18 protein-coding genes are annotated in these 22,152 nt (G+C 63.9%); 6 read left to right on the top strand and 12 right to left on the bottom strand.

Annotation, left to right across the window (positions count from 1 at the left end; genetic code table 11):
- Window positions 1-34: 34 nt before the first annotated feature.
- The 3 genes from AWB82_RS19260 to fdnG are packed head-to-tail and all read right to left on the bottom strand — an operon-like array spanning window position 35 to window position 4,694.
- Window positions 35-685 (bottom strand): formate dehydrogenase subunit gamma, encoded by a 651-nt coding sequence (locus tag AWB82_RS19260; RefSeq protein WP_086969992.1) that lies wholly within the window; start codon window positions 683-685, stop codon window positions 35-37.
- Window positions 672-1,616 carry a formate dehydrogenase subunit beta gene (fdxH, locus tag AWB82_RS19255; protein ID WP_086969990.1) on the bottom strand — a complete coding sequence of 315 codons (945 nt, stop codon included), beginning with the start codon at window positions 1,614-1,616 and terminating at the stop codon, window positions 672-674. Before fdxH ends, AWB82_RS19260 begins: the two co-directional genes overlap by 14 nt.
- Before the next feature lie 9 nt (window positions 1,617-1,625).
- A complete protein-coding gene (gene fdnG / locus AWB82_RS19250; RefSeq protein WP_143756775.1) occupies window positions 1,626-4,694 on the bottom strand; it encodes a formate dehydrogenase-N subunit alpha in 3,069 nt (1,022 codons plus the stop codon).
- Between the two features lie 275 nt (window positions 4,695-4,969).
- Between fdnG and AWB82_RS19240 the strand changes: the two genes are divergently transcribed.
- Window positions 4,970-6,313, top strand: a complete 1,344-nt coding sequence (locus AWB82_RS19240) for a YihY/virulence factor BrkB family protein (protein ID WP_086969985.1) — start codon at window positions 4,970-4,972, stop codon at window positions 6,311-6,313.
- 323 nt (window positions 6,314-6,636) lie between these two features.
- Window positions 6,637-7,821 (top strand): porin, encoded by a 1,185-nt coding sequence (locus AWB82_RS19235; protein WP_086969983.1) that lies wholly within the window; start codon window positions 6,637-6,639, stop codon window positions 7,819-7,821.
- Between the two features lie 165 nt (window positions 7,822-7,986).
- Here AWB82_RS19235 and AWB82_RS19230 read toward each other — a convergent pair whose 3' ends face one another.
- The 4 genes from AWB82_RS19230 to AWB82_RS19215 all read right to left on the bottom strand — a co-directional run bounded on the left by AWB82_RS19230 (window position 7,987) and on the right by AWB82_RS19215 (window position 12,103).
- Window positions 7,987-8,853 (bottom strand): proteasome-type protease, encoded by an 867-nt coding sequence (locus AWB82_RS19230; RefSeq protein ID WP_086970071.1) that lies wholly within the window; start codon window positions 8,851-8,853, stop codon window positions 7,987-7,989.
- A gap of 67 nt (window positions 8,854-8,920) precedes the next feature.
- Window positions 8,921-9,718: a transglutaminase family protein gene (locus AWB82_RS19225; RefSeq protein ID WP_086969981.1), complete on the bottom strand. Its 798-nt coding sequence runs from the start codon at window positions 9,716-9,718 to the stop codon at window positions 8,921-8,923.
- 2 nt (window positions 9,719-9,720) lie between these two features.
- Window positions 9,721-10,674: an alpha-E domain-containing protein gene (locus AWB82_RS19220; RefSeq protein ID WP_086969980.1), complete on the bottom strand. Its 954-nt coding sequence runs from the start codon at window positions 10,672-10,674 to the stop codon at window positions 9,721-9,723.
- Window positions 10,675-10,696: 22 nt separating this feature from the next.
- Window positions 10,697-12,103, bottom strand: a complete 1,407-nt coding sequence (locus AWB82_RS19215; protein WP_086970069.1) for a circularly permuted type 2 ATP-grasp protein — start codon at window positions 12,101-12,103, stop codon at window positions 10,697-10,699.
- 138 nt (window positions 12,104-12,241) lie between these two features.
- Between AWB82_RS19215 and AWB82_RS19210 the strand changes: the two genes are divergently transcribed.
- On the top strand, window positions 12,242-13,825 hold the full coding sequence (locus tag AWB82_RS19210; RefSeq protein ID WP_235023353.1) for a 3'-5' exonuclease family protein: 1,584 nt from the start codon (window positions 12,242-12,244) through the stop codon (window positions 13,823-13,825).
- On the opposite strand, the gene AWB82_RS19205 is transcribed toward AWB82_RS19210, so the two are convergent.
- The gene (locus tag AWB82_RS19205) at window positions 13,822-14,565 is read right to left on the bottom strand and encodes an SDR family oxidoreductase (protein WP_086969976.1); all 744 of its coding nucleotides are present in this window, start codon (window positions 14,563-14,565) and stop codon (window positions 13,822-13,824) included. The genes AWB82_RS19210 and AWB82_RS19205 overlap by 4 nt on opposite strands.
- Window positions 14,566-14,688: 123 nt before the next feature.
- Here AWB82_RS19205 and AWB82_RS19200 point away from each other — a divergent pair, with 123 nt between their 5' ends.
- Complete coding sequence (locus AWB82_RS19200; RefSeq protein ID WP_086969974.1) at window positions 14,689-15,588, top strand: LysR family transcriptional regulator; 900 nt, start codon at window positions 14,689-14,691, stop codon at window positions 15,586-15,588.
- A 130-nt stretch (window positions 15,589-15,718) separates the two neighbouring features.
- Here AWB82_RS19200 and AWB82_RS19195 read toward each other — a convergent pair whose 3' ends face one another.
- The 4 genes from AWB82_RS19195 to AWB82_RS19185 form a co-directional block, all read right to left on the bottom strand.
- Complete coding sequence (locus tag AWB82_RS19195; protein ID WP_086969972.1) at window positions 15,719-16,204, bottom strand: HU family DNA-binding protein; 486 nt, start codon at window positions 16,202-16,204, stop codon at window positions 15,719-15,721.
- A gap of 219 nt (window positions 16,205-16,423) precedes the next feature.
- The gene (locus AWB82_RS19190) at window positions 16,424-17,191 is read right to left on the bottom strand and encodes an endonuclease/exonuclease/phosphatase family protein (protein ID WP_086969971.1); all 768 of its coding nucleotides are present in this window, start codon (window positions 17,189-17,191) and stop codon (window positions 16,424-16,426) included.
- A complete protein-coding gene (locus AWB82_RS39345) occupies window positions 17,188-17,826 on the bottom strand; it encodes a TVP38/TMEM64 family protein (protein ID WP_235023352.1) in 639 nt (212 codons plus the stop codon). Before AWB82_RS39345 ends, AWB82_RS19190 begins: the two co-directional genes overlap by 4 nt.
- Entirely contained in the window at window positions 17,823-19,472 is a 1,650-nt protein-coding gene (locus tag AWB82_RS19185; protein ID WP_235023351.1) for a phospholipase D-like domain-containing protein, read from the bottom strand. The genes AWB82_RS39345 and AWB82_RS19185 overlap by 4 nt, the downstream gene beginning before the upstream one ends.
- A 113-nt stretch (window positions 19,473-19,585) precedes the next feature.
- Here AWB82_RS19185 and clcA point away from each other — a divergent pair, with 113 nt between their 5' ends.
- Window positions 19,586-20,929 carry a H(+)/Cl(-) exchange transporter ClcA gene (gene clcA / locus AWB82_RS19180; RefSeq protein ID WP_086969969.1) on the top strand — a complete coding sequence of 448 codons (1,344 nt, stop codon included), beginning with the start codon at window positions 19,586-19,588 and terminating at the stop codon, window positions 20,927-20,929.
- Between the two features lie 117 nt (window positions 20,930-21,046).
- Window positions 21,047-22,075 (top strand): aldo/keto reductase, encoded by a 1,029-nt coding sequence (locus tag AWB82_RS19175; RefSeq protein ID WP_086969967.1) that lies wholly within the window; start codon window positions 21,047-21,049, stop codon window positions 22,073-22,075.
- Window positions 22,076-22,152: the final 77 nt, after the last annotated feature.

Genomic DNA, 22,152 nt, shown 5'->3' with positions numbered 1-22,152 from the left:
CCCGCACTTATTGGCCCAACGTCGCGACGGATTTCTACTTCCCGATAGTCTCTCTGAACCACCGCGGATGATGCTTCCTCGCCCATCCATACGTGACGGTTCCGCGTACCATCGCGCCGATCGAGCCCTTCACCCACAGCGCGGCATAGATATGCATGATGATCGATACGATGAGCACGAATGCCGTCGCCGCATGCACGACCGATGCAATGCGAATCACGGTGATCGGAAAATAGAACGCGAAATACGCGCGCCATATCACAATGCCGCTCAGGAGCAGCAGCACGAGAGACAGCACCATCACGAAGAACAGGATCTTCTGCCCGGCGTTGTATCTGCCTATCTCCGGCAAGCGATCTTCGCGATTCGTGATCACGTCGTTTATCTGCTTCATCCACTGGACGTCGTTCCCGTCCAGATAGTTGTGATGCCAGAAGCGCAGCGCGAGAATCATGAAGGAGACGAACATCACGCAGCCGACGAACGGATGCAGAATGCGCGTCCACTGCCCGCCGCCGAATATCGCGTAGAGCCATGACATCGACGGATGGAACATTGCGAGCCCGGACAACGCGAGCAGCACGAAGGCGATCGCGGTGATCCAATGATTCGTGCGCTCGTTCGGCGTGTATCGCACGATCAGCCGATGGCCCTTCACATCACGCAATTCGCTATCGTGTTTCATCTGTCGCCTCCTGTCCGCCTTCGCGGCGACGCCGCACCTCGTCCGCTTCGCGATGCGCTTCCAGTTCGTCATCCTCGCTGACTTCGTTCGGCCCGATGCGCGTGTAGTGGAAGAAGCCCGCGAGCGCCGCGAGCGCGATGCCCGCCATCGCGAGCGGTTTCGTCACGCCCTTCCATATCGACACGAGCGGGCTAATGTGCGGGTCTTTCGCGAGCCCGTGATACAACTCCGGCTGATCCGCGTGATGCAGCACGTACATGACGTGCGTGCCGCCCACTCCCGCCGGATCGTACAGACCCGCGTTCGCGAAGCCGCGCTCCTTCAGATCCTCGACGCGATCGGCCGCCTGCGCCTGCATGTCGACCTTGGTGCCGAACATGATCGCGCCGGTCGGACACGTCTTCACGCACGCGGGCTCCTGTCCGACCGCGACGCGGTCCGAACACAGCGTGCATTTGTATACGCGATGATCTTCCTTCGAGAGCCGCGGAATATTGAACGGGCAACCGGTGATGCAATAGCCGCACCCGATGCAGTTCTCCTCGTGAAAATCCACGATGCCGTTCGTGTATTGCACGATCGCACCCGGCGAAGGACACGCCTTCAGGCAACCCGGGTCCTCGCAATGCATGCAGCCGTCCTTGCGGATCAGCCATTCGAGGTCGCCCTTCGGATTCTCGTATTCGGTGAAACGCATCACCGTCCACGAATGCTCCGTGAGGTCGCGCGGATTGTCGTAGACGCCGGTCGTGTGACCGATGTCGTCGCGCAGGTCGTTCCACTCCATGCACGCCGTCTGGCACGCCTTGCAGCCGATGCACTTCGACACGTCGATGAGCTTCGCCACCGCGCCCGTCGCAGGTTCGCGAACCTGTGTCTGCGGCACGGTCGTCGCGGAAATACGCTTGATATCGAGCGATTGCAGAGCCATCTCGTCCCCCTATGCCTTCTCGACCTTCACGAGGAACGACTTGAACTCGGGTGTCTGCGAGTTCCCGTCGCCCACGGAAGGCGTGAGCGTGTTGACGAGATAGCCCGGCTGCGCGAGGCCCTTGAAGCCCCAGTGCAGCGGCAGGCCGACGGTATGCACCTTCTTGCCTTCCACGGTCAACGGTTTGATGCGTTTGGTGACGAGCGCCACCGCGACGATATGCCCGCGATTGCTCGACACTTTCACGCGTTCCCCCGCGACGACTCCGACTTCCTTCGCATGCTCCTCGCCGATCTCCACGAACTGCTGCGGCTGCACGATCGCGTTCAGCCGCGCGTGCTTGGTCCAGTAGTGGAAATGCTCGGTGAGGCGGTACGTGGTCGCGGTGTCCGGGAACTTGTCGGCGGTGCCGAACGCGGCGCGATCGTCGGGAAACACGCGCGCGGCCGGATTGCTCGTCACCGACTTGTTGTCCGGGAAGAACGGGTTGTAGCCGAGCGGCGTTTCGAAGGGCTCGTAATGCGCGGGGAACGGCCCTTCGTTCATGCCGTCGCGTGCGAAGAACCGCGCCACGCCTTCCGGATTCATGATGAACGGACTCATGCCCTTGTCCGGCGCGTCGTCGACCTTGAAGTCGGGAACGTCGGGGCCGGCCCAGGCGCGCCCGTTCCATGCAATGAGCTTTCTCGACGGATCGAACGGCTTGCCGTTCATGTCGCACGATGCGCGGTTGTACAGCACCCGCCGATTCGCCGGCCACGCCCACGCCCAGCCGAGCGTCTGGCCGATGCCCGTCGGGTCCGAGTTGTCGCGCCGGCCCATCTGGTTGCCTGCCTGCGTCCACGATCCGCAGAAAATCCAGCAGCCGCTCGCGGTCGAGCCGTCGTCGCGTAGCTGCGCGAAACTCGCCAGTTGCTCGCCGCGTTTTGCGAGCACTTTCGTCTGATCGGTCGGATCGGTGACATCGGCGAGCGCGCGGCCGTTGAACTCCATTGCGATCTCTTCGGGCGTCGGGCTTTCCGGGTCGGCATACGGCCACGTCATTTTCAGGATCGGGTCGGGATACTTGCCGCCCTTTTCCTGATAAGCCTTTCTCATGCGCAGCCACAAGCCCGACATGATCTCCAGATCGCTCTTCGCTTCGCCCGGCGGCGTCGTGCCCTGCCAGTGCCATTGCAAGACGCGCGACGAACTCACGAGCGAGCCGCGCTCCTCCGCAAAGCAACTCGTCGGCAAGCGGAACACTTCGGTCTGAATCTTCGATGAATCGACGTCGTTGAACTCGCCGTGGTTCTTCCAGAACTCCGACGTTTCGGTGGCGAGCGGGTCCATGACGACGAGCCACTTCAGCTTCGACAAACCGAGCCCGATCTTCGCCTTGTTCGGCGCCGCGGCAAGCGGATTGAAGCCCTGGCAGATATATCCGTTCATCTTGCCCTGCGCCATCAGCTCGAAAACCTGCAGCATGTCGTAGGACTTGTCGAGCTTCGGCAGCATGTCGTAACCGAAGTTGTTATCGGCGCTCGCGTTGTCGCCCCACCACGACTTCATGAAGCTCACGTAGAACGCGCGATAGTTCTTCCAGTAGCTCAGCTGATTCGGCCGCAGCGGCTGCGCCGCACGCTTCTTGATGTACTCCTCGTAGTCCTGCTCGCCTTCCATCGGCAAGGTCATGTAGCCGGGCAGCAGATTCGACATCAGGCCGAGATCCGTCAGACCCTGGATGTTCGAGTGACCGCGCAGCGCATTCATGCCGCCGCCCGCGATGCCGATATTGCCGAGCAGAAGCTGCACCATCGCGCCCGTGCGAATCATCTGCGCGCCGACCGAGTGATGCGTCCAGCCAAGCGCATAGAGCACCGTGCCCGCGCGATTGGGCGCGGCGGTCGTCGCGAGCATTTCGCAGACCTTCAGGAACTTGTCGGTCGGCGTACCGCAGACCTTCGTCACCATTTCCGGCGTGTACGCGGCGTAATGCTGCTTGAGCAGGTTGTAGACGCAGCGCGGATGCTGCAAGGTCGGATCGGTCTTCACGTAACCGTCGTCGCCGCGCTCGTAATCCCAGCTCGTTTTGTCGTACTTGCGATGCTCGGCGTCATAGCCCGAGAACAGGCCGTCCTTGAACGAAAAATCCTCGCGCACGATGAACGACATGTCCGTGTAGTTCTTCACGTACTCGTGCTGGATCTTGTCGTTCGCGAGCAGATAGTTGATCACGCCGCCCAGGAATGCGATGTCCGTGCCGGTGCGAATCGGCGCGTAGAAATCCGCGACCGATGCCGTGCGCGTGAAGCGCGGGTCCACGACGATGAGACGCGCGCGCCGATGCGCCTTCGCCTCCGTCACCCACTTGAAGCCGCACGGATGCGCCTCGGCTGCATTGCCGCCCATCACGAGAATCACGTCCGCGTTCTTGATGTCGACCCAATGGTTCGTCATCGCTCCACGGCCAAACGTCGGGGCAAGACCTGCCACCGTCGGGCCATGTCAGACACGCGCCTGATTGTCGAATGCGAGCATTCCCCAGCTGCGCACCGTCTTGTGCGTCAGATAGCCAACCTCGTTGCTGCCCGCCGAAGCCGCCAGAAAGCCCGAGGTCAGCCATCGGTTGACCGTCTTGCCATCGGGCGTCATCTCGACGAAGTTCGCGTCGCGATCTTCCTTCAATAGCTGGGCGATGCGGTCGAGCGCCTCTTCCCACGAGACGCGTTTCCACTCGCTCGACCCCGGCGCGCGATGCTCGGGGAACGTGAGCCGGCTCGGGCTATGAATGAAGTCGATGAGCGAAGCGCCCTTCGGACAAAGCGTGCCGCGATTGACCGGATGATCCGGGTCGCCTTCGATGTGGATGATGCTCGCCTTGGCGTTCTTGGAATTGTCGCCGAGGCCGTACATCAGGATGCCGCACCCGACCGAACAGTACGGACAGGTGTTGCGCGTTTCTGTGGTGCGCGACAGTTTGTATTGCCGGACTTCGGCAAGCGCGGGCGCCGGTGAGAAGCCCAGTGCTGCCAGGCTCGAACCGGCGAGCGTGCTCGCAGAGACCTTGAGGAACTGTCGCCGTGACATGTGGAGCATGGTTGCCCTCGGCGTGACGTCGTAGAGTAGGGGTTACTGAAGTATATGGTGCCCGATTACATCTCGCAGACAGGTCGACACGGTATTTGCACCAATCCCCCGTTTCGCCGGGCTGCATACAACAAATACTACATTCGAGGCCACGCTTCACCGCGCGCAACTTCGGTGGGGCAGCAAGGCGCGAGCCTGAACACGCCTGTTCTGGAATAAAACGTGCTCGACGGGATGAGCATCGCCGGGCATCGGCGCTCCATTCATCGAACCGAGAGGTCGTCATGAGTTCCGTCTCAACGCAAAAGATCGAAGCGGCCGTGAAGAAAGACGCTTCGTGGGCGCTCGGCGCGCTGAAGAAGTTCTCGGAAAACCGCTGCGCCGCCATGGCCGCGAGCATCGCGTTTTACTCGGCGTTCTCGCTCGCGCCGACGCTCGTCATGGTCATCGCCGTCGCGGGGTGGATCTTCGGACCGGAGGCGGCGCGCGGGCAGTTATTTCATCAGGTGAACGGACTCATTGGCGATCAGGCCGCGGCGGGCGTGCAGAGCATCGTCGAGAACGCGCATCGCAGCAGCGGGACGGGCATCGCCGCGATCATCTCGTTCGCGTTGCTGGCGATCGGCGCGTCCGCCACGTTTTCGTCGCTCAACACGGCGCTCAATATCGTCTGGCCGATGAGCGGCGAGCAACGCTCCAGCATCATGACGATGGTGCGCGTGCGGCTCATCTCGTTCGGGCTCGTGCTCGGCGTCGCGTTTTTGCTGATCGTCTCGCTCGTGCTCGATACCGCGATTCAGGCGGTCGGCTTGTGGCTGTGGGCGAACTCGCCGTTCGTGATCGTCGGCGATATTGCGCAGCTCGTCGTCGGACTCGCGATTCTCACGGTCGCGTTCGGCGCGCTGTTGAAGTTTCTGCCCGACGCGTCCGTGCAATGGCGCGATGCGCTCGTCGGCGGTTTCGTCGCCGCCGTGCTCTTTTCCGCGGGCAAGAAGCTGTTCGCCGTATATCTGACGCACGCCGGCACCGCGAGCGCGTTCGGCGCGGCCGGCTCGCTCGCGGTGCTTCTGATGTGGCTGTACTTTTCCGCCGCCGTGCTCCTGCTGGGCGCGGAGTTTTCGGCGGCGCGCGCACGCCTGCACGACCCGCGCGGCGCGTGGGGCCGGCAAAACAATGGCCGCGTGCCGCCGGGAAGCCGCGCGAAAATCGGCTCGCTTCTCGCGGCCTCGACGCGCACCGCCGTGCCGCTCGCGGCCGCCGCATCCACGACCGCGCCGGTCACGCCCGCGAGCGCCCGCGCGGATGTGCCCGTCGCCGCGAGCGCGCGACGCGCGATCGGCGCGCGCGCGCAGCACGCGCAACAACTGACGGGTCAGGCGCGCAAGAAAGTGTCCGCCGTGGCGCGGGCACTGGCGTTGTCGCGCAAGCTGGCGCGGGTCGAATCGACGGCCACGCGCGCCACCGCGCTAGCGATGGTCAGCGCTGGCCGCAAAGCGTCGCATGCGAATGCGGCGGTGCGGCGGCATCCGTGGCGCGCGGTGCTCTTTGCCGCGGGCGCGGGCATGGCGGTCGCGCTGCTTTCCCGCCGCGACGCCGAGCGACACGACGACATCGACATCCGAAACTGACCGCTCGCGCCACGCTGCGCGGCTGTCCATCGAATCCGAAAAATCGCGCGTCGGGAAAGCCGTTTGTTATTCGAATCGGAAGTAATCGAATATCGGCGATAAAAAATCCGGTTTAAATGCTCGATTGCACGCGGAACTTTTTTGAGACGCGCCTGTCTGCCAAAATTCTCTTTGAGAGACTGCCGCAAAACCATGACAGGCGGGCGTCACGCCCAAGTGTGTGTTTTTTGAGACAGTCAATATTTTTTCGTTTCTTAAGTTACGAAACGTTGCGTTATTCTCTGCGCCGGCAACAACGATTAATCATTCGCGTGGAGAATTCGATGAAACGAATCGCACTGACGTCCCTCTCGCTGGCGCTGCTCGGCGCAGCAGGCGCGGCGCAAGCACAAACGAGCGTGACGCTCTATGGCGTGATCGATACCGGTCTCGCATATGTGAGCCACGCCAACGCCAACGGCGACCACCTCTTCGGCATGGTCAACGGCACGCTCTCCGGCCCGCGTTGGGGCTTGAAGGGTCAGGAAGACCTGGGCGGCGGCCTGAAGGCAATTTTCCAGTTGGAAAGCGGCTTTGATCCGGGTACCGGCAGGCTGAATCAAGGCGGCCGTGAATTCGGTCGTCAGGCATTCGTCGGCCTGAGCGGCAATCAGTGGGGTACCGTCACGTTGGGCCGTCAGTACGACCCGTCCGTCGACATGGTTCAGGGCCTCACGGGCGACAACTACTGGGGCGCAGCGTTTGCAACGCCGGGCGACGTCGACAACTACGACAACAGCCTGCGCGTGAGCAACGCCGTCAAGTACGTGTCGCCGGTGTTCTCGGGCTTCCAGTTCGAAGGCATCTACGGCTTCAGCAACCTGGCCGGCACGACGGGTCAAGGTCAGACCTGGGGCGGCGCAGCGACGTACGGGAACGGTCCGTTCTCCATCGCGGCCAGCTACCTGTACGCGAACAACCCGAGCGCAGGCCGCGTGCCTGTGACCGGGGCGAACACCGGCTGGAACAGCCCGTCGTCGGACTCGCTGTTCAACACGATCATCAACAACGGCTACTCGACGGCTCACGCAGTCGGCATTGCACGCGGCGCTGGCCAGTACGTGTTCGGACCGTTCACGGTCGGCGCATCGTACAGCTTCGCTCAGTACAAGCCGGACGGCCTCTCGTCGTTCCAGACGCAAGAGAAGTTCAACGTCGGCAACGGCTACGTGAACTTCCAGCTGACGCCGGCGACGCTGCTCGGCCTGGGCTACACGTACACGCACGCAAGCGGCGACACCTCGGCGAACTACCACCAGGTCAGCCTGGGCGCCGACTACTCGCTGTCCAAGCGTACGGATGTCTACGCCGTGGGCGCGTACCAGCACGCAAGCGGCTCGCAACGCGTGAACAACTCGGACGGCACGCAATCGACGGTCAACGCTACGGCGTCGATCAGCGACTTCGGCTTCGACAGCGGCCGCAGCCACCAGGAACTGGTGCTCATCGGCCTGCGCCACAAGTTCTAAGAACAACCGGTTGGCGTGGCACGCAAGTGCCGCGTCGGGCGGATTGCAGCACCTTCGAACAGCCATCGGTCTTCCGATGGCTGTTTTTTTATGCGCGCGTGAAAGTGACGAGCGCAGGCGATCTAAATGGCCATCGCGCCGCCGCTGCAACGCCCTCGAAGCCGCTCACTGCCGCGACGCCTTGCCCTTCGAGTCGACGTCTTCCGCGAGCGTCTGCGCGGGCGCGTCCGGGCACGGCAGATCGCCGATGACGAGCCGTGGCACCGTGCTGCGCGTCTCGCGCGGGCGCAATGGAACGTTGTCGAGTTCGGTCCACGAAGGGTTCGGGATCTCGCCGAAAAGCTGCCTCAGACGCTCGCCCCAACTCTTGTTGATCATCTGGTAGTACGCGCTGTTGTTGTCGAGCGTGGCGAAGCGCGTGACGCGCAGCGAGTCCTTTTCGTAGACCAGCAGATCGAGCGGCAGACCGACCGAGAGATTCGAGCGCAGCGTGGAATCCATCGAAATGAGCGCGCATTTGGCGGCTTCGTCGAGCGGCGATGCGGGCGTGATGACGCGGTCGATGATCGGCTTGCCGTACTTCGATTCGCCGATCTGAAAATACGGCGACACGCGCGTCGATTCGATGAAATTGCCCGCCGCGTAGATCATGTACAGACGCGGCGGCTGGCCCTCGATCTGTCCGCCGAGGATGAAGCTGCAATTGAAGTCGACGCTGAATTCGGCCAGTGACAGCGCATCGCGGCGATGCACCTCGCGCACCGCATCGCCGACAATGCGCGCCGCTTCCGCCATCGTCGGAACGCCATAGAGCGTGGGCGCGTTCGGATCGGTCGGCTCCGCGAGCAGATGCGTCACCGCCTGCGTCAGCGAGAGATTGCCCGCGGCGAGCAGGACGAGTACGCGCTCTCCCGGCTGTTCGAACACAACCATCTTGCGCGCGGCGCTCACGTGGTCCACGCCGGCGTTGGTGCGCGTGTCGGACAGAAACACGAGTCCCTCGTCCACGCACATGCCCACGCAATAAGTCATTTCAATACGTCCTGAAGCAAACAAACCCACATTGTACTGAGCGCGACCGCGCGTCGCATCCATCCGCTCACTGATCCGGCTGCGCCTCGATGCTGACGTGGACGGTCAGCGTTTCTTCTCTCCCGCCGACGCGCGAGCCGCGCACCGGCGCCGCCGATTCGTAATCGCGCGCGACGGCGAGCCGGCAATGGCGCTCGCCCGCGAACGCCGCTTGCGTCGCATCGACCGACACCCAGCCGTGTTCGACCCACACATCGGTCCATGCGTGCACCGCGACGTTCTCCTCGTCACTTGCAGCGAAATAACCGCTCACGCAGCGCGCCGGCACACCGCGCGCGCGGCAGCACGCGAGCATCAGATGCGCGAGATCGCGCGCATCGCCGAAGCCGTTAGCAAGCGCTTGCGCGGCCGTGCCCGCCGCATACGCCGGCTCGTTGCGATACCGCACGCGCTCGCCGATGCGCTCCGTCAGCGCAAGGAGCGACGCGCGCGTATCCAGCGCGTCGACGCGCAGCGCGAGTTCGCGGATGGCCGCATCGGGCGACGTCAGCCGCGTGGGACAAGTGAAATGTTCGAGCGGAATCGGGCCGGCTTCGTCGAAGAGGCGGCCATCGGACAAGGCTTCGGTTTCGACCTCGCCCGCCACGCTCACATGGATCTCGCCATGCGGCTTCGTCAGCACGAGCGTGTGCAGTGCGTTGCCGTAAGCATCGCGCGCGAGATCGAGCTTGCCCGGCGCTTCGACATGCCAGTGCCGCACGATCTTCGACGCGCCGCTCGCCGGACTCACGCGAAACTGCTGGATCGAATACGTGACCGGCGTGGCGTAGCGATAGCGGATGTCGTGGCGAATGGTCAGCAGCATGATCACGCAATCGGCAACAAGAGGAAAGTGTGCATCACGCGCAGGCCGAGTTCGTCGACACGCTTCAGGAACTGCGTGAGCCACGCGTGCACGCCGGTCTCCAGAATCTGGCGGATGTCGGCGTACAGCACGTCGGCGCGCAGCTTGCCCGCGAAGCGCTCGCACTCCTTCGACGCATCCGTGCGCAGCTTCGCGAGCGTGTCGCACACGCCATCGAGCGATGCGATCAACGAGCGCGGCATCTGCTCGTTGAGGATCAGCAGTTCGACGACACGCGCGGGCGTTACGACATCGCGATACACCTTGCGATAGATCTCCAGCGCCGATACGGAACTGAGAATCGACGTCCAGTAATAGAAGTCTTCGAGCTGGCGCGCCGCTTCGCGCGAGTTCGGCGTTGCATCGGCGAAACGGACATCGAGAATGCGCGCCGTGTTGTCCGCGCGTTCGAGATACGCGCCGAGCTGCATGAAGAAGAATGCGTCGTCGCGCAGCGCGGTGCCCTGCATCACGCCGCGGCACAGATTGGAGCGGTACTTGACCCATTCGAACAGCGCATCCGGGCCCGTTTCCAGTTCCATGTTCGCGAGCCGCTGATTGAATTCGAGCCACGTGAAGTTGATCGTCTCCCAGCCGTCGGTCGTGAGCGTGCCGCGCACCGCGCGCGCATTCTCGCGCGTCGCCTGCAGACAAGAGAGGATGCTCGACGGATTGCGCGCGTCGGCGACCATGAAGTGCAGCATGTCCTCGCGCGAGCGCGATCCCGGATGACGCTCGTCGAACATGTCCTCCAGCTCGGAAATTTTCAGCACCGAGCGTTGCGAGCGCGCCTCCTGCTCGGGCGTTTGCGGCAGGAGCGCGCCTTCCATGTCGATGTCGAGCATGCGCGCGGTGTTCTCGGCGCGCTCCATGTAGCGCGCCATCCAGAACAGGTGATCGGCAGTGCGGCTCAGCATGACGTCATGTGCAGTGAGTGAGTCATTCGACCATCCACGTATCCTTCGTCCCGCCGCCTTGCGACGAATTGACGACGAGCGAGCCTTCGCGCAACGCGACGCGCGTGAGGCCGCCCGCGCACATCGACACTTCGCGGCCGGAGAGCACGAACGGCCGCAAGTCGATATGACGCGGCGCGATGCCCGCCTCGACGAAGGTCGGGCATGCGGAAAGCGCGAGTGTCGGTTGCGCGATATAACCATCGGGCCGCGCGAGAAGCAGCGCGCGAAACGCTTCGATCTCGCCGCTCGTCGACGCCGGCCCGACGAGCATGCCGTAGCCGCCCGCGCCGTGCACTTCCTTCACGACGAGCTCCGGCAGATGCGCGAGCGTGTACGCGAGATCGTCGGGCTTGCGGCATTGATACGTCGGCACGTTGTTCAGAATCGGCTTCTCGCCGAGATAGAACTCGATCATGTCGGGCACGAACGGATAGATCGATTTGTCGTCGGCGATGCCGGTGCCCATCGCGTTCGCGAGCGTCACGCGTCCCGCGCGATACGACGTGAGCAAGCCCGGAATGCCGAGCGCCGAATCGGCGCGAAACGCGAGCGGATCGAGAAAGTCGTCGTCCACGCGGCGATAGATCACGTCCACGCGGCGCGGCCCGTGCGTCGTGCGCATGAACACATAGTTATCGTCGACGAAGAGATCCTTGCCTTCGACCAACTCCACGCCCATCTGCTGCGCGAGGAAGGTGTGCTCGAAATACGCCGAGTTGTACATACCGGGCGTGAGCACGACGACCGCCGGATCGTCCACGCCTTCGGGCGCGATGGAACGCAAAGTTTCCAGCAGCAAGTCGGGATAATGCGCGACCGGCGCGACGCGGTTCTGCACGAAGAGTTCGGGAAAGAGCCGCATCATCATCTTGCGGTTTTCGAGCATGTACGACACGCCCGAAGGCACGCGAAGGTTATCTTCGAGCACGTAGAACTCGCCCGCCGCGCCCGCGCGCACCACGTCGACGCCCGCGATATGCGCGTAGACATCGAGCGGCACGTCCACGCCCTGCATTTCCGGCCGATATTGCGCGTTCGTGTAGACCTGTTCGGCCGGAACGCGCCCGGCGAGGACGATGTCGCCCTCGTGATAGATATCGTGCAGAAAGAGATTGAGCGCCTGCACGCGCTGCCGCAAACCGGCTTCGAGCACGCGCCATTCATCGCCGGGAATGATGCGCGGAATCATGTCGAAGGGAATCAGCCGCTCGGTGCCGGAGAGGTCGCCATTCACCGCGAATGTTATGCCGACGCGCCGGAACAGCACGTCCGCCTCCGCGCGCTTTCGCGCGATCGTCTCGGGGCTCTGCTTCGCGAGCCAGCGGGAAAACCGCGCGTAGTGGTTGCGCACGGTGTCGTCCTGACGCATTTCATCGTAGATCTGCATCATTGCGTCCTTCGTGTTTCGGCGCGTTTCATCGCAGTATCCGACGAAAGTGCGGGACGTGCGCCACTTTTTTAACGCTCGCTCATGGTGCACGATGGTTTCGCGCTAGACTTCCCGCTCAACGCTCAACGTTTCATCATGCCCGACGCTTTCGAAGACGAAGCCGATTCCCTCGCCGACGCCCTCCTCGCAGGACTCGCGCGCCCGATCGTTTTCGTCGATCTGGAAACCACCGGCTCGAACGCGACCGAGGACCGCATCACCGAGATCGGCGTCGTCGAAGCGAGCACGGCGGGCATCGAACGCTGGAGCGTGCTCGTCGATCCGGGCGTGCCGGTGCCGCCGTTCATCGCACGGCTGACCGGTATCGAAGATTCCATGCTGCGCGGCCAGCCGAGCTTCGAATCGCTCGCGCCCGCGCTTGCCGAGCGGCTGCACGGCAAGCTCTTCGTCGCGCACAACGCGCGCTTCGATTACGGCTTTCTCAAGAACGCATTCCGCCGCGCGGGCATCGCGTTTCGCGCGGATACGCTCTGCACGGTGCGGCTGTCGCGCGCGCTGTTTCCGTCGGTTGAAAGACATGGTCTCGATGCGCTCATCGCGCGGCTGAATCTCGCGCCCGAAGGACGCCATCGCGCGCTCGCCGACGCCGATCTTCTCTGGCAATTCTGGCAGAAGATTCACGCGCTCTATTCGCAAGATCTCGTCGATGCCGCCATTAAAACGCTCGTCAGGCGCGCGAGCCTGCCCGCCGCTTTGCCCGAGGGCGCGCTCGATGCGCTGCCGCCCACGCCCGGCGTGTACCTCTTTCACGGCGACGACGACGTGCCGCTCTATGTCGGCAAGAGCATCAACCTGAAACAGCGCGTCGCGGCGCATTTTTCGGGCGATCACAGGCTTCAGAAGGACTTGTCGATCTCGCAAAGCATTCGTCGAATCGAGTGCCGCGAGACGGTCGGAGAACTCGGCGCGCTGCTGCTCGAAGCGAAGCTCGTGAAGGATTTGAAGCCGACGCACAATCGCTTGCTCAAAGGCGCATCGGCGACGTGTGCGTGGCAATGGTTGCCGGGCGCGAACGCGCCGACGCTCGTGAAGGCGAACAGGCGCGATCTGTCGCGCGAGGCGCATCTGTTCGGCGTGTTCGCATCGCGCGCGAAGGCGCATGCGTTCATGCGCCATTTAGCCGATGAACACGATCTCTGTCACGCGACGCTCGGCCTGGAAAAAGCGCCGCTTTCGCCGGGGCGCGGCTGCTTCGGTTATCAGGTGAAACGCTGCTTCGGCTCGTGTGCGGGAATCGAAACCTTCGCCGATCACGCGGCGCGCGCCCTCGCTGCGCTCGAAGGCGCACGCCTCGTGAAGTGGCCGCATGAAGGACCCATCGCCGTCTGCGAGCGCGACGAAGCGTCGGGGCGCGAAGCATGGCACGTGATCGATCGATGGTGCTATATCGGCACGTGCGCGACGCGCGACGACATCGCCGCGCTCCTCGCCGATGCACCCGACGCGCGCCCGTTCGATTCCGACGTGTACAGCCTCGTCGCGAAGCGTCTCGCGTCGGGACAACTCGCATGGATCGCGTGCGATGCGCGGCCTGCGTTTCGTCTCGTCGTACAAGATGCGCCCGCGCGCGCCGCCGTCACCGTCACCGCCACACAGCAGACGAAACGCGCAACGAAGCGCCGCGCGCTCGCCGCCGATCAAATCGCGCTGATCTTCTAGGCAATGCCGCCGTTCGCGCGCAGCACTTGCCCATTGACCCAGCCCGCATCCGGTCCGACGAGAAACGCGACAACCGAAGCGATATCGTCGGGCTGACCGAGACGTTCGAGCGGCGGCATCTTCGAGAACGTGGCGATCTGCTCGTCGGTCTTGCCGTCGAGAAACAGCGACGTCGCCACCGGTCCCGGCGCGACCGCGTTCACCGTGACGCCGCGTCCGCGCAACTCCTTCGCGAATACATGCGTGAACGATTCGACCGCCGCTTTCGTCGCGTTGTAGATCGCGTAGCCGGCCATGTTGAGCGCGAGCGTCGTGCTCGAAAAGTTCACGATGCGCCCGCCGCCGTTCATGCGCGCCGCCGCTTCGCGCAGCGTGTTGAAGGTGCCGCGCACGTTGATATCGAACGTCTGATCGTAAAGCGCATCGCTCGTATCGGCGAGCGGCGCGGTCTTCAGCACGCCCGCGTTGTTGACGAGCGCATCGACCTTGCCGAGCGAAGCTTCGACAGTCTCGAACATGTGGCGCACTTCGTCGGCGTTGGCGACATCCGCTTTCACCGCGATCGCCGCGCTTCCCGCTTCGCGCAATTGCGCGACGAGCGCGTTCGCTTCGTTCGCGCTCGACGCATAGTTCACCGCGACCGCGAAGCCGTCGCGTGCGAGACGCCGCGCGATCTCCGCGCCGATGCCGCGCGACGCGCCCGTGACGATGGCAACGCGTTTTGCCTGGGTCTGACTCATGATGTGCTCCTTAAAGTAGGCTGGTCGATGCAGAGCATGATGAATCATTCCGTTTCCGCGATCATCGCGCGTGGCTTAGTATCATCGTTCCAGTTGCTTTAACAATCTATCCGCCCATTCGTCATGGATCGATTCCAGGAAATGCAGGTATTCGTGCGCATTGCCGAGCGGCACAGCTTCACGCAGGCCGCCGACGATCTGCAGATACCGCGCGCCACCGTCACCAATCTGATGAAGCGCATGGAGCAACGGCTCGGCGCGCGCCTGCTCGAACGCACCACGCGCACCGTCCGCCTCACGCACGACGGCGAGGAACACTATCGGCGCTGCGTGCGTCTGATCGCCGATCTGGAGGAGGCGGAAGGCTCGTTCAAACACGCCGAACCAAAGGGTGTGTTGCGCGTGAATCTGCAAGGCACGCTCGCGCGGCATTTCATCGTGCCGGGACTGCCCGCGTTTCTCGCGCGACATGCGCAGATCGAGCTGCATATCGGCGAGGACGACAGGCTCGTCGATCTCGTGCGTGAAGGCGTCGATTGCGTGCTACGCGCGGGCACGTTGCAGGATTCGTCGATGATCGGCCGGCGCGTCGCGCTGCTCGAACAGGTGACGGTGGCAAGTCCCGCGTATCTCGCGCGCTCAGGCATGCCGGATGATCTCGCGGCGCTCGCCTCGCATCGCGCGGTGAACTTCGTATCGAGTGCGACGGGTCGTGTGTTGCCTCTGGAATTCACCGTCGATGGACGTATCGAGACGATCGAATTGCAGGCGGCGGTGTCGGTGTCGGGCGTCGAACTCTATACGCAAGCGGCGCTCGCGGGACTCGGTATCGTTCAGGTGCCGCGCTATCACGTCGACGATGCGCTGACCGATGGCCGTCTGCAAGTCGTGCTTGCGAAACTCCCGCCGCCGCCCATGCCAATCTCCGTGCTCTATCCGCATAACCGGCAACTCTCCGCTCGCGTGCGGGTTTTCGCGGACTGGTTGAGCGAGATCTTCGCGCCATACAACGAGCGCACATAAGCAAAAGCGCAAAAGCGCAAAAGCGCAAAAGCAAAAGAGGCCAGCATCCCGATAAAGGGAAGCTGGCCTCTTTCTCAACGAGCTTCGATTTCGCTAACGAAACCGAAGCCGCAATGCTGGCGCAACGGACTTAAGCCGCTGCGTCCTTCAGCTTCTTCAGCGGGCGCGCCTTGATGCGAACGCTTGCCGGCTTGGCCGGGAACCAGCGCTCTTCACCCGAGAACGGGTCCTTGCCGAAGCGCTTCTTCTTCGCCGGCACGGCTTGAGCGGAGATCTTCAGCAGACCCGACAGCGTGAATTCGCCTGCGCCCTTCTTGTGGATCGAACCGAGGATGGTGTCTTCCAGCGCACCCAGCACGGCCTTCACTGCCTTCAAGTCGACAGCGGCGCGCTCCGAGAGATGCGTCGCGAGCGATGCCTTCGTGAACGTGTCCTTGATCGGCGAGGGAGCGCCCGTGGTCTTCGCGGCTACTTTCTTCGCGGCTACTTTCTTCGCAGCTACTTTCTTCGCGGCAACCTTCGGCGCTGCTGCTTTCTTCGCCGGTGCGGCGGCGGTCTTCACCGTGGCCTTCTTGGCCGGGGCTTTCTTGGCAGCGGTTTTAGCGGAAGTCGGCATGTTTCTCCTACCTGTTTTTGGTCAGTGATATTCGAATACGTTCGCACCCATGCGTCGTATCACGCCGGATTCTACATAGGCCAAGCGAGTTCGTGCGAGTCTTTTGCGCTTTTATATCGTTTTTATAGGGGTTTTTCGTGGCGTCGCGCTGACACGTGAGCCATGAAGGCATCATCCGCGATGATCTTCGATACTTGTGCATCGAACACGTCATGCGTTTTACCGCTTTATGGACGATGCAAACGCGCGATGCGCGATATGAGCGATGAGCGGATAGTGATCGGAAGCGATACGCGAAAGCCGCGTGCGATGCACGTCCACGCGCATGAGACGCTCGCCCGGATGCACCCAGATGCGATCGAGCGCGAAGAGCGGATAGCGCGTCGGAAACGTGCGCAACGCACTCGCGCGATGAAAGCGCGTGACGAGTCGCCGCAACGTGCGGCCATGGACGAACCACTCGTTCAGATCGCCGAGCAGGATCACGGGCAGCGCGGGCGTATCGAAGCTTTGCAGCACTTGCTCCACTTGCGCGCGCCGCTCGCTCGATGCGAGACCGAGATGCGTCGCGACCACGCGCCAGAGTTCGCCGCCGCAATCGATGTCGGCATCGAGCGCGCCGCGCGGCTCGCGACTTCTGAACGAGAGATCGAGCGTGCGCACCGCGCGCACCGGATAGCGCGTGAGCACCGCGTTGCCGTAGCGCCGCTCGGGCGTGTCGAGCGTCGGGCCCGCTACAGCATGCAGATTCGTCATGCGTTGCAGCACGTCGAGCACATCGGGCGAGCCGCTGCCGCCGAGCGGCACTTCCTGCAACGCGAAGATGTCCGCATCGATCTCGGCGAGCACTTCGCCGATGCGCTCCGGCGCAAACTTGCCGTCGATGCCTATCGCACCATGCAAGTTATATGTGGCGATGCGCAGCTCGCGCGCGCGCGCTTCGTTCATGTCTTCGCGTTCGATGACGGTCTCGTGCATCCGCGTCATGAGTTGACCTCGTCGGGGCGCTCGTTTCTGGCCGATGCCTCGCGCGGCATCGTTGCGTTCTCGCGCAGTGCGCTCGCGCGCTTCGCTTCATCGCTTGCGCGCGGCTTGTCGGCATCGCTCGGCGCGCCTTCGTGCGCATCCTGACGCGCCGCGCCGCCGAGAAAGCGCTGCAGCAACAGCGATACGCCGAGCAGCGACGCGCCGATGCCGATCAGCACCGCGAACGAGCCGACCGTCGGCCGATGCAGCGAAGCGACGAGCTGATGCGCGAATGCGACCGTCAGAAAGATGCCGGGGCCCATGCCGAGCATCGTGCCGATCATGAAGTCGCGCATGCGGATATGCGACGCGCCCGCCACGAGATTGACGATCGCAAACGGTGCGACCGGCAAGATCCGCAATACCACGACCGCGACGATGCCGCGCTTGGCCACGCGTTCGGACAGCCGGTTGACGCGCGCGCCCGCGAGCTTGCGCACCGCATCGCGGCCAAGCCGGTTGCCGAGCGAATAAGAAATCGCGGCCGCGATTGTCGTTCCGATGAACGCGTAAGCGCCGCCCCATGAAGCGCCGAAAACGATGCCCGTCGTCGCGATCAGCAGCGTGATCGGCACCGCGACGACCGCCGCGATCACATAACAAAGGACGATCCACAGCGGCGCGAGCGCAACGAATCGATATGACGCGTCGCGTTCGTGAGCGACTTCAGGTTCACGTAATCGCCGAGCGGCGTCCAGTGCCACAGACCCGCGACGACCACGATCATCAGCGCAAGCGCGCCGAGCAGCGCGAAGCGGCCGATGAGCGGACGCGTCTTTTCCGCGGGCACGAACTGGTCGACGAGTTCGTCGGCGGCGATCGGCGTTTCGGGATCGATCAGCGCCTCGGGCGGAATCAGTTGATCGAGTTCCGTCGACACTTGCGGGTCGAGCGGCACCATCGTTCGATGTTCTTCGCGATCGCGCGAGAGCGCCTGAATCGCGGCGTTCATGCCGTTGCGCGCCTGGCGTTCGCGCACGACATCCGCGATCTCGCAGCCGAGATGTTCGGCGAGCAACGCGTCGCGCATCGTAGCAATCGCGCGGCGGATACGCACGTCGGCGCCGGCATCGATCGACACGTTGCATTCGCTGTCGAGCACCATCGACCGATTGTTCAGATTGGCCGAGCCGACGATCAGCAATTCATCGTCGACGATCATCAGCTTGCTGTGTACGTTGACGATCTCTTCGCCGAGCTTCGGCACGCTCGGACACAGCAGGCGGTATCGCCCATGCGCGTCCGCGCTCTTCAGAAGCCTGTGCAGGCGCGCGCGCAGCACGCCCATGGTCACTTCCTGCAGCCAGCCGCTCTGATTGCGCGGCACGACGATGGCGAGATCGGGGCCGTCCTCGCGCGCGAGCGAATCGGCGAGCGCGGCGCCGATCGTCCCCGACGTGAAGTACTGATTCTCGATATAGATGCTGCGCCGCGCCCGCGCAATCGCGTCGAGATACTGCGTGCGAATCTGCTGCACCGGTTCCCGGCCGAGATAATCGGGCTCGGTGAGCGAGATGGCGATATCGACATCTTCGAGATCGACGCGTCGCGAAGGCGGCCACGGGTCCTGCCGAAGCATCGCGCGATGCGAGCGGATCGCGAGGCGCTTGCCGCATGAGCGCGCCCATCGCTCGCGCGCGAGCACGCCGATCTCGCGTGCGGCGTCGCCATCGAACATCGTATGGACATCGTGAAACGGCTGATACGACGCGCCGTTCGCATCGCGGCGCAACGGCTCGTCGGGCGCGTGCGCGGTCGTGTCCCAGCGCGAGCGCGTGAGATCGAGACCGCCGACGAACGCGAGCCGGTCGTCGATCACGACGAGCTTCTGATGTTGCGAGCCGCCGAGCGGATGCTTGCGGTCCATCTGGAACGCGATGCGCCTGTGCGTGCGCCAGCCCATTTTGTAGACCGGCAGCCATTCGCGCTCGAACGCGTAGAGCATCGCGAAATCCCACGCGAGAATATAGATGCGCAGACGCCGCTTGTTGCCAGCGAGCGCGTGCAGAAAGTCGCCGAGCGCTTCGGGATAACCATCGTCCGCGCCTTCGGGCGTGAGCTTCATGCGGCTGTCGATATCCCATCCGAGGATGAACACCGTGCGCTCCGCGCGCGTGAGCGCCTCGCGCAGCACGCGGAAATAGTCCGCGCCATCGACGAGCAGACTGAAGCGCCCGGCATGACGCACGCTCGCGCAATTGCGCCCTGGCTGGAAAAACGGCTCGTCTTTTGCGTGATTCATGTGCCTCTCGAAATGCTCCGCGTCGAAATGCCTTTCGGTTTGCAAGCTCCATGCCCGCCGCGCTGCGCGGTGATACGCTTCGTGGCAAATGCCGATTAGGAGCGCCATGCGCGATGAACGATAACGAAGACACCATTCAGGACGACGAGCGCGCGGGACTCGTTGCGCTCGCGGCGGCGTCGGTGCTCGTGGGCGCGGCGACGGGCGCGATCGGCGTGCTGTTTCGCTTCGCGCTCGAACGCGCCGATGCCTGGCGCAATGCGTTCGTCGCGTGGGCGCACGCGGGCCACGACTCGGCAATCGTGCTGCTCGCGCTATGCGTGCTCTTCGTCCTCGCAACGGCGGCGGCGGCCGGGCTCGCCGCGTGGCTCGTCGCGCGCTTCGCACCCACGGCGAGCGGCAGCGGCATTCCCCATGTCGAAGCGGTGTTGCGCGGCAGCGTTCCGCCCGCGCCGCTCGTGCTCATACCGGTCAAGTTCGTGGGCGGCGTGCTCGCCATCGGCGCGGGGCTCGCGCTCGGCCGCGAAGGTCCGACCGTGCAGATGGGCGCTTCGATCGCGAATGCCATCGGCACGTTCTTCAGGCGCAACGCAGGCGATTGCCGCGTGCTGCTCGCGGCCGGCGCGGGCGCGGGCCTCGCCACGGCGTTCAATGCGCCGATCGCGGGCGCGGTGTTCGTGCTCGAAGAACTGATGCGGCGCTTCGATACGCGCACGACGGTGGCGGCACTCGGCGCATCGGCGAGCGCTATCGCGATGGCGCGTCTGCTGCACGGCGACCTGCCCGACTTTCACCTGCCCGCGCAACCGTTCCCCGGATTCGAAATGACCGGCGCGCATCTCCTGCTCGGCGCGTTGCTGGGGCTGCTGGGCGCGGCGTATTGCCGTCTCATCCTCTGGACGCTCGACGCCGCCGAATCGATCGCGCCGCCCGCATTGGTCAAGCATGCGACGGCGCGCGCGGCGACGGTCGGCGCAGCGGTCGGCCTGCTCGCGTGGTTCGCGCCGGATCTCGCGGGCGGCGGCGATTTGCTGACCGAGCGCGCGCTCCTCGGCGCGGGCACCGTCGCGAGCGTGAGCGCGATGTTCGCGTTGCGCTTCGTGCTCGGCCCGGTCTCGTACGCGGCGGGCACGCCCGGCGGCATCTTCGCGCCCATGCTCGCGCTCGGCGCGCAGACGGGGCTCGTTTTCGGCCGCGTGTGTCTCGACTGGTTCCCCGGCATGACGAGCGCGACCGGCAACACCGGCACCTTCGCGGTGGTCGGCATGGCGGCGTTCTTCGTCGCGGTGGTGCGCGCGCCGGTTACGGGCATCGTGCTCGTCACCGAGATGACGGCGAGCTTCACCTTGCTCCTGCCGATGCTCACCGCCTGCTTCACCGCGATGATCGTGCCGATGCTTCTGCACGTGCCGCCGATCTACGATTCGCTCGGCGAGCGCGCGGCGCGCGGGCGTTAGCGCCTGCGCTTCCTGCATGCGCGCAGGCGTTGCGGTAGTCTCGTCGATGGACATTCGTCGCGCCGCGCTTCCCGCACGAAGCGCGGCGCCCACAGATTTCATCCACGAGGACAAGCAATGGAATATCGACATCTCGGTGCTTCGGGCTTCAAGGTTCCCGTCTTGAGTTTCGGCACCGGCACTTTCGGCGGCAAGGGCGAATTCTTTCAGGCGTGGGGCGAAACCGACGTGAGCGAAGCGCGCAAGCTCGTCGATATCTGCCTCGACGCGGGCGTGACGATGTTCGACACCGCCGACATCTACTCGCGCGGCTCATCGGAATCGATACTCGGCGAAGCGCTCAAGGGCCGGCGCGACAAAGTCATCGTTTCGACCAAGGCGACATTCCGCTTCGATCAGGACGACCCGAACGCCGTCGGTTCGTCGCGCTTTCACCTCGTTCGGGCCGTGAACGCGGCGCTGGAGCGCCTGCAGACGGATTACATCGACGTGTTCCAGCTGCATGGCTTCGACGCGAAAACGCCCGTCGAAGAGACGCTTTCCACGCTCGACGATCTCGTGCGCGCGGGCAAAATCCGCTATACGGGCGTGTCGAATTTTTCGGGCTGGCATCTGCAGAAATCGCTCGATGTGGCGGACCGCTACGGCTATCCGCGCTATGTCGCGAATCAGACGTACTACTCGCTGATCGGCCGCGACTACGAATGGGAATTGATGCCGCTCGGGCTCGATCAGGGCGTGGGCGCAATCGTGTGGAGTCCGCTCGGCTGGGGGCGTCTCACCGGCAAGATTCGCCGTGGCCAGCCGCTGCCCGCGACGAGCCGTCTGCACAAGACCGCCGACATGGGGCCGCCGGTGCCGGACGAGTATCTGTATCGCGTGGTCGATGCGCTCGATGCGATTGCCGCGGAAACTGGCAAGACCGTGCCGCAGATCGCGCTCAACTGGCTGCTGCAGCGTCCGACGGTGGCGACGGTGCTGATCGGCGCGCGCAACGAAGAGCAACTGCGGCAGAACCTGGGCGCGGTCGGGTGGAACCTGACGGCCGAGCAAGTCAAAAAGCTCGACGAGGCGAGCACGGTGCGTCCGGCGTATCCGTACTGGCCTCAGCAAGGGTTCGCGGAACGCAATCCGTTCCCGGTCTAAGCCCGTCGAACGAGCGCGGCGGACCTGCCGCGCTCGCAATCCGCCAGAACACCGTACAGGAAGTCAGCCGACAATCT

It is taken from the genome of Caballeronia glebae, from assembly GCF_001545035.1.
Taxonomy (GTDB): Bacteria; Pseudomonadota; Gammaproteobacteria; order Burkholderiales; family Burkholderiaceae; genus Caballeronia; species Caballeronia glebae.
This window is presented reverse-complemented; position numbering and strand designations above follow the sequence as displayed.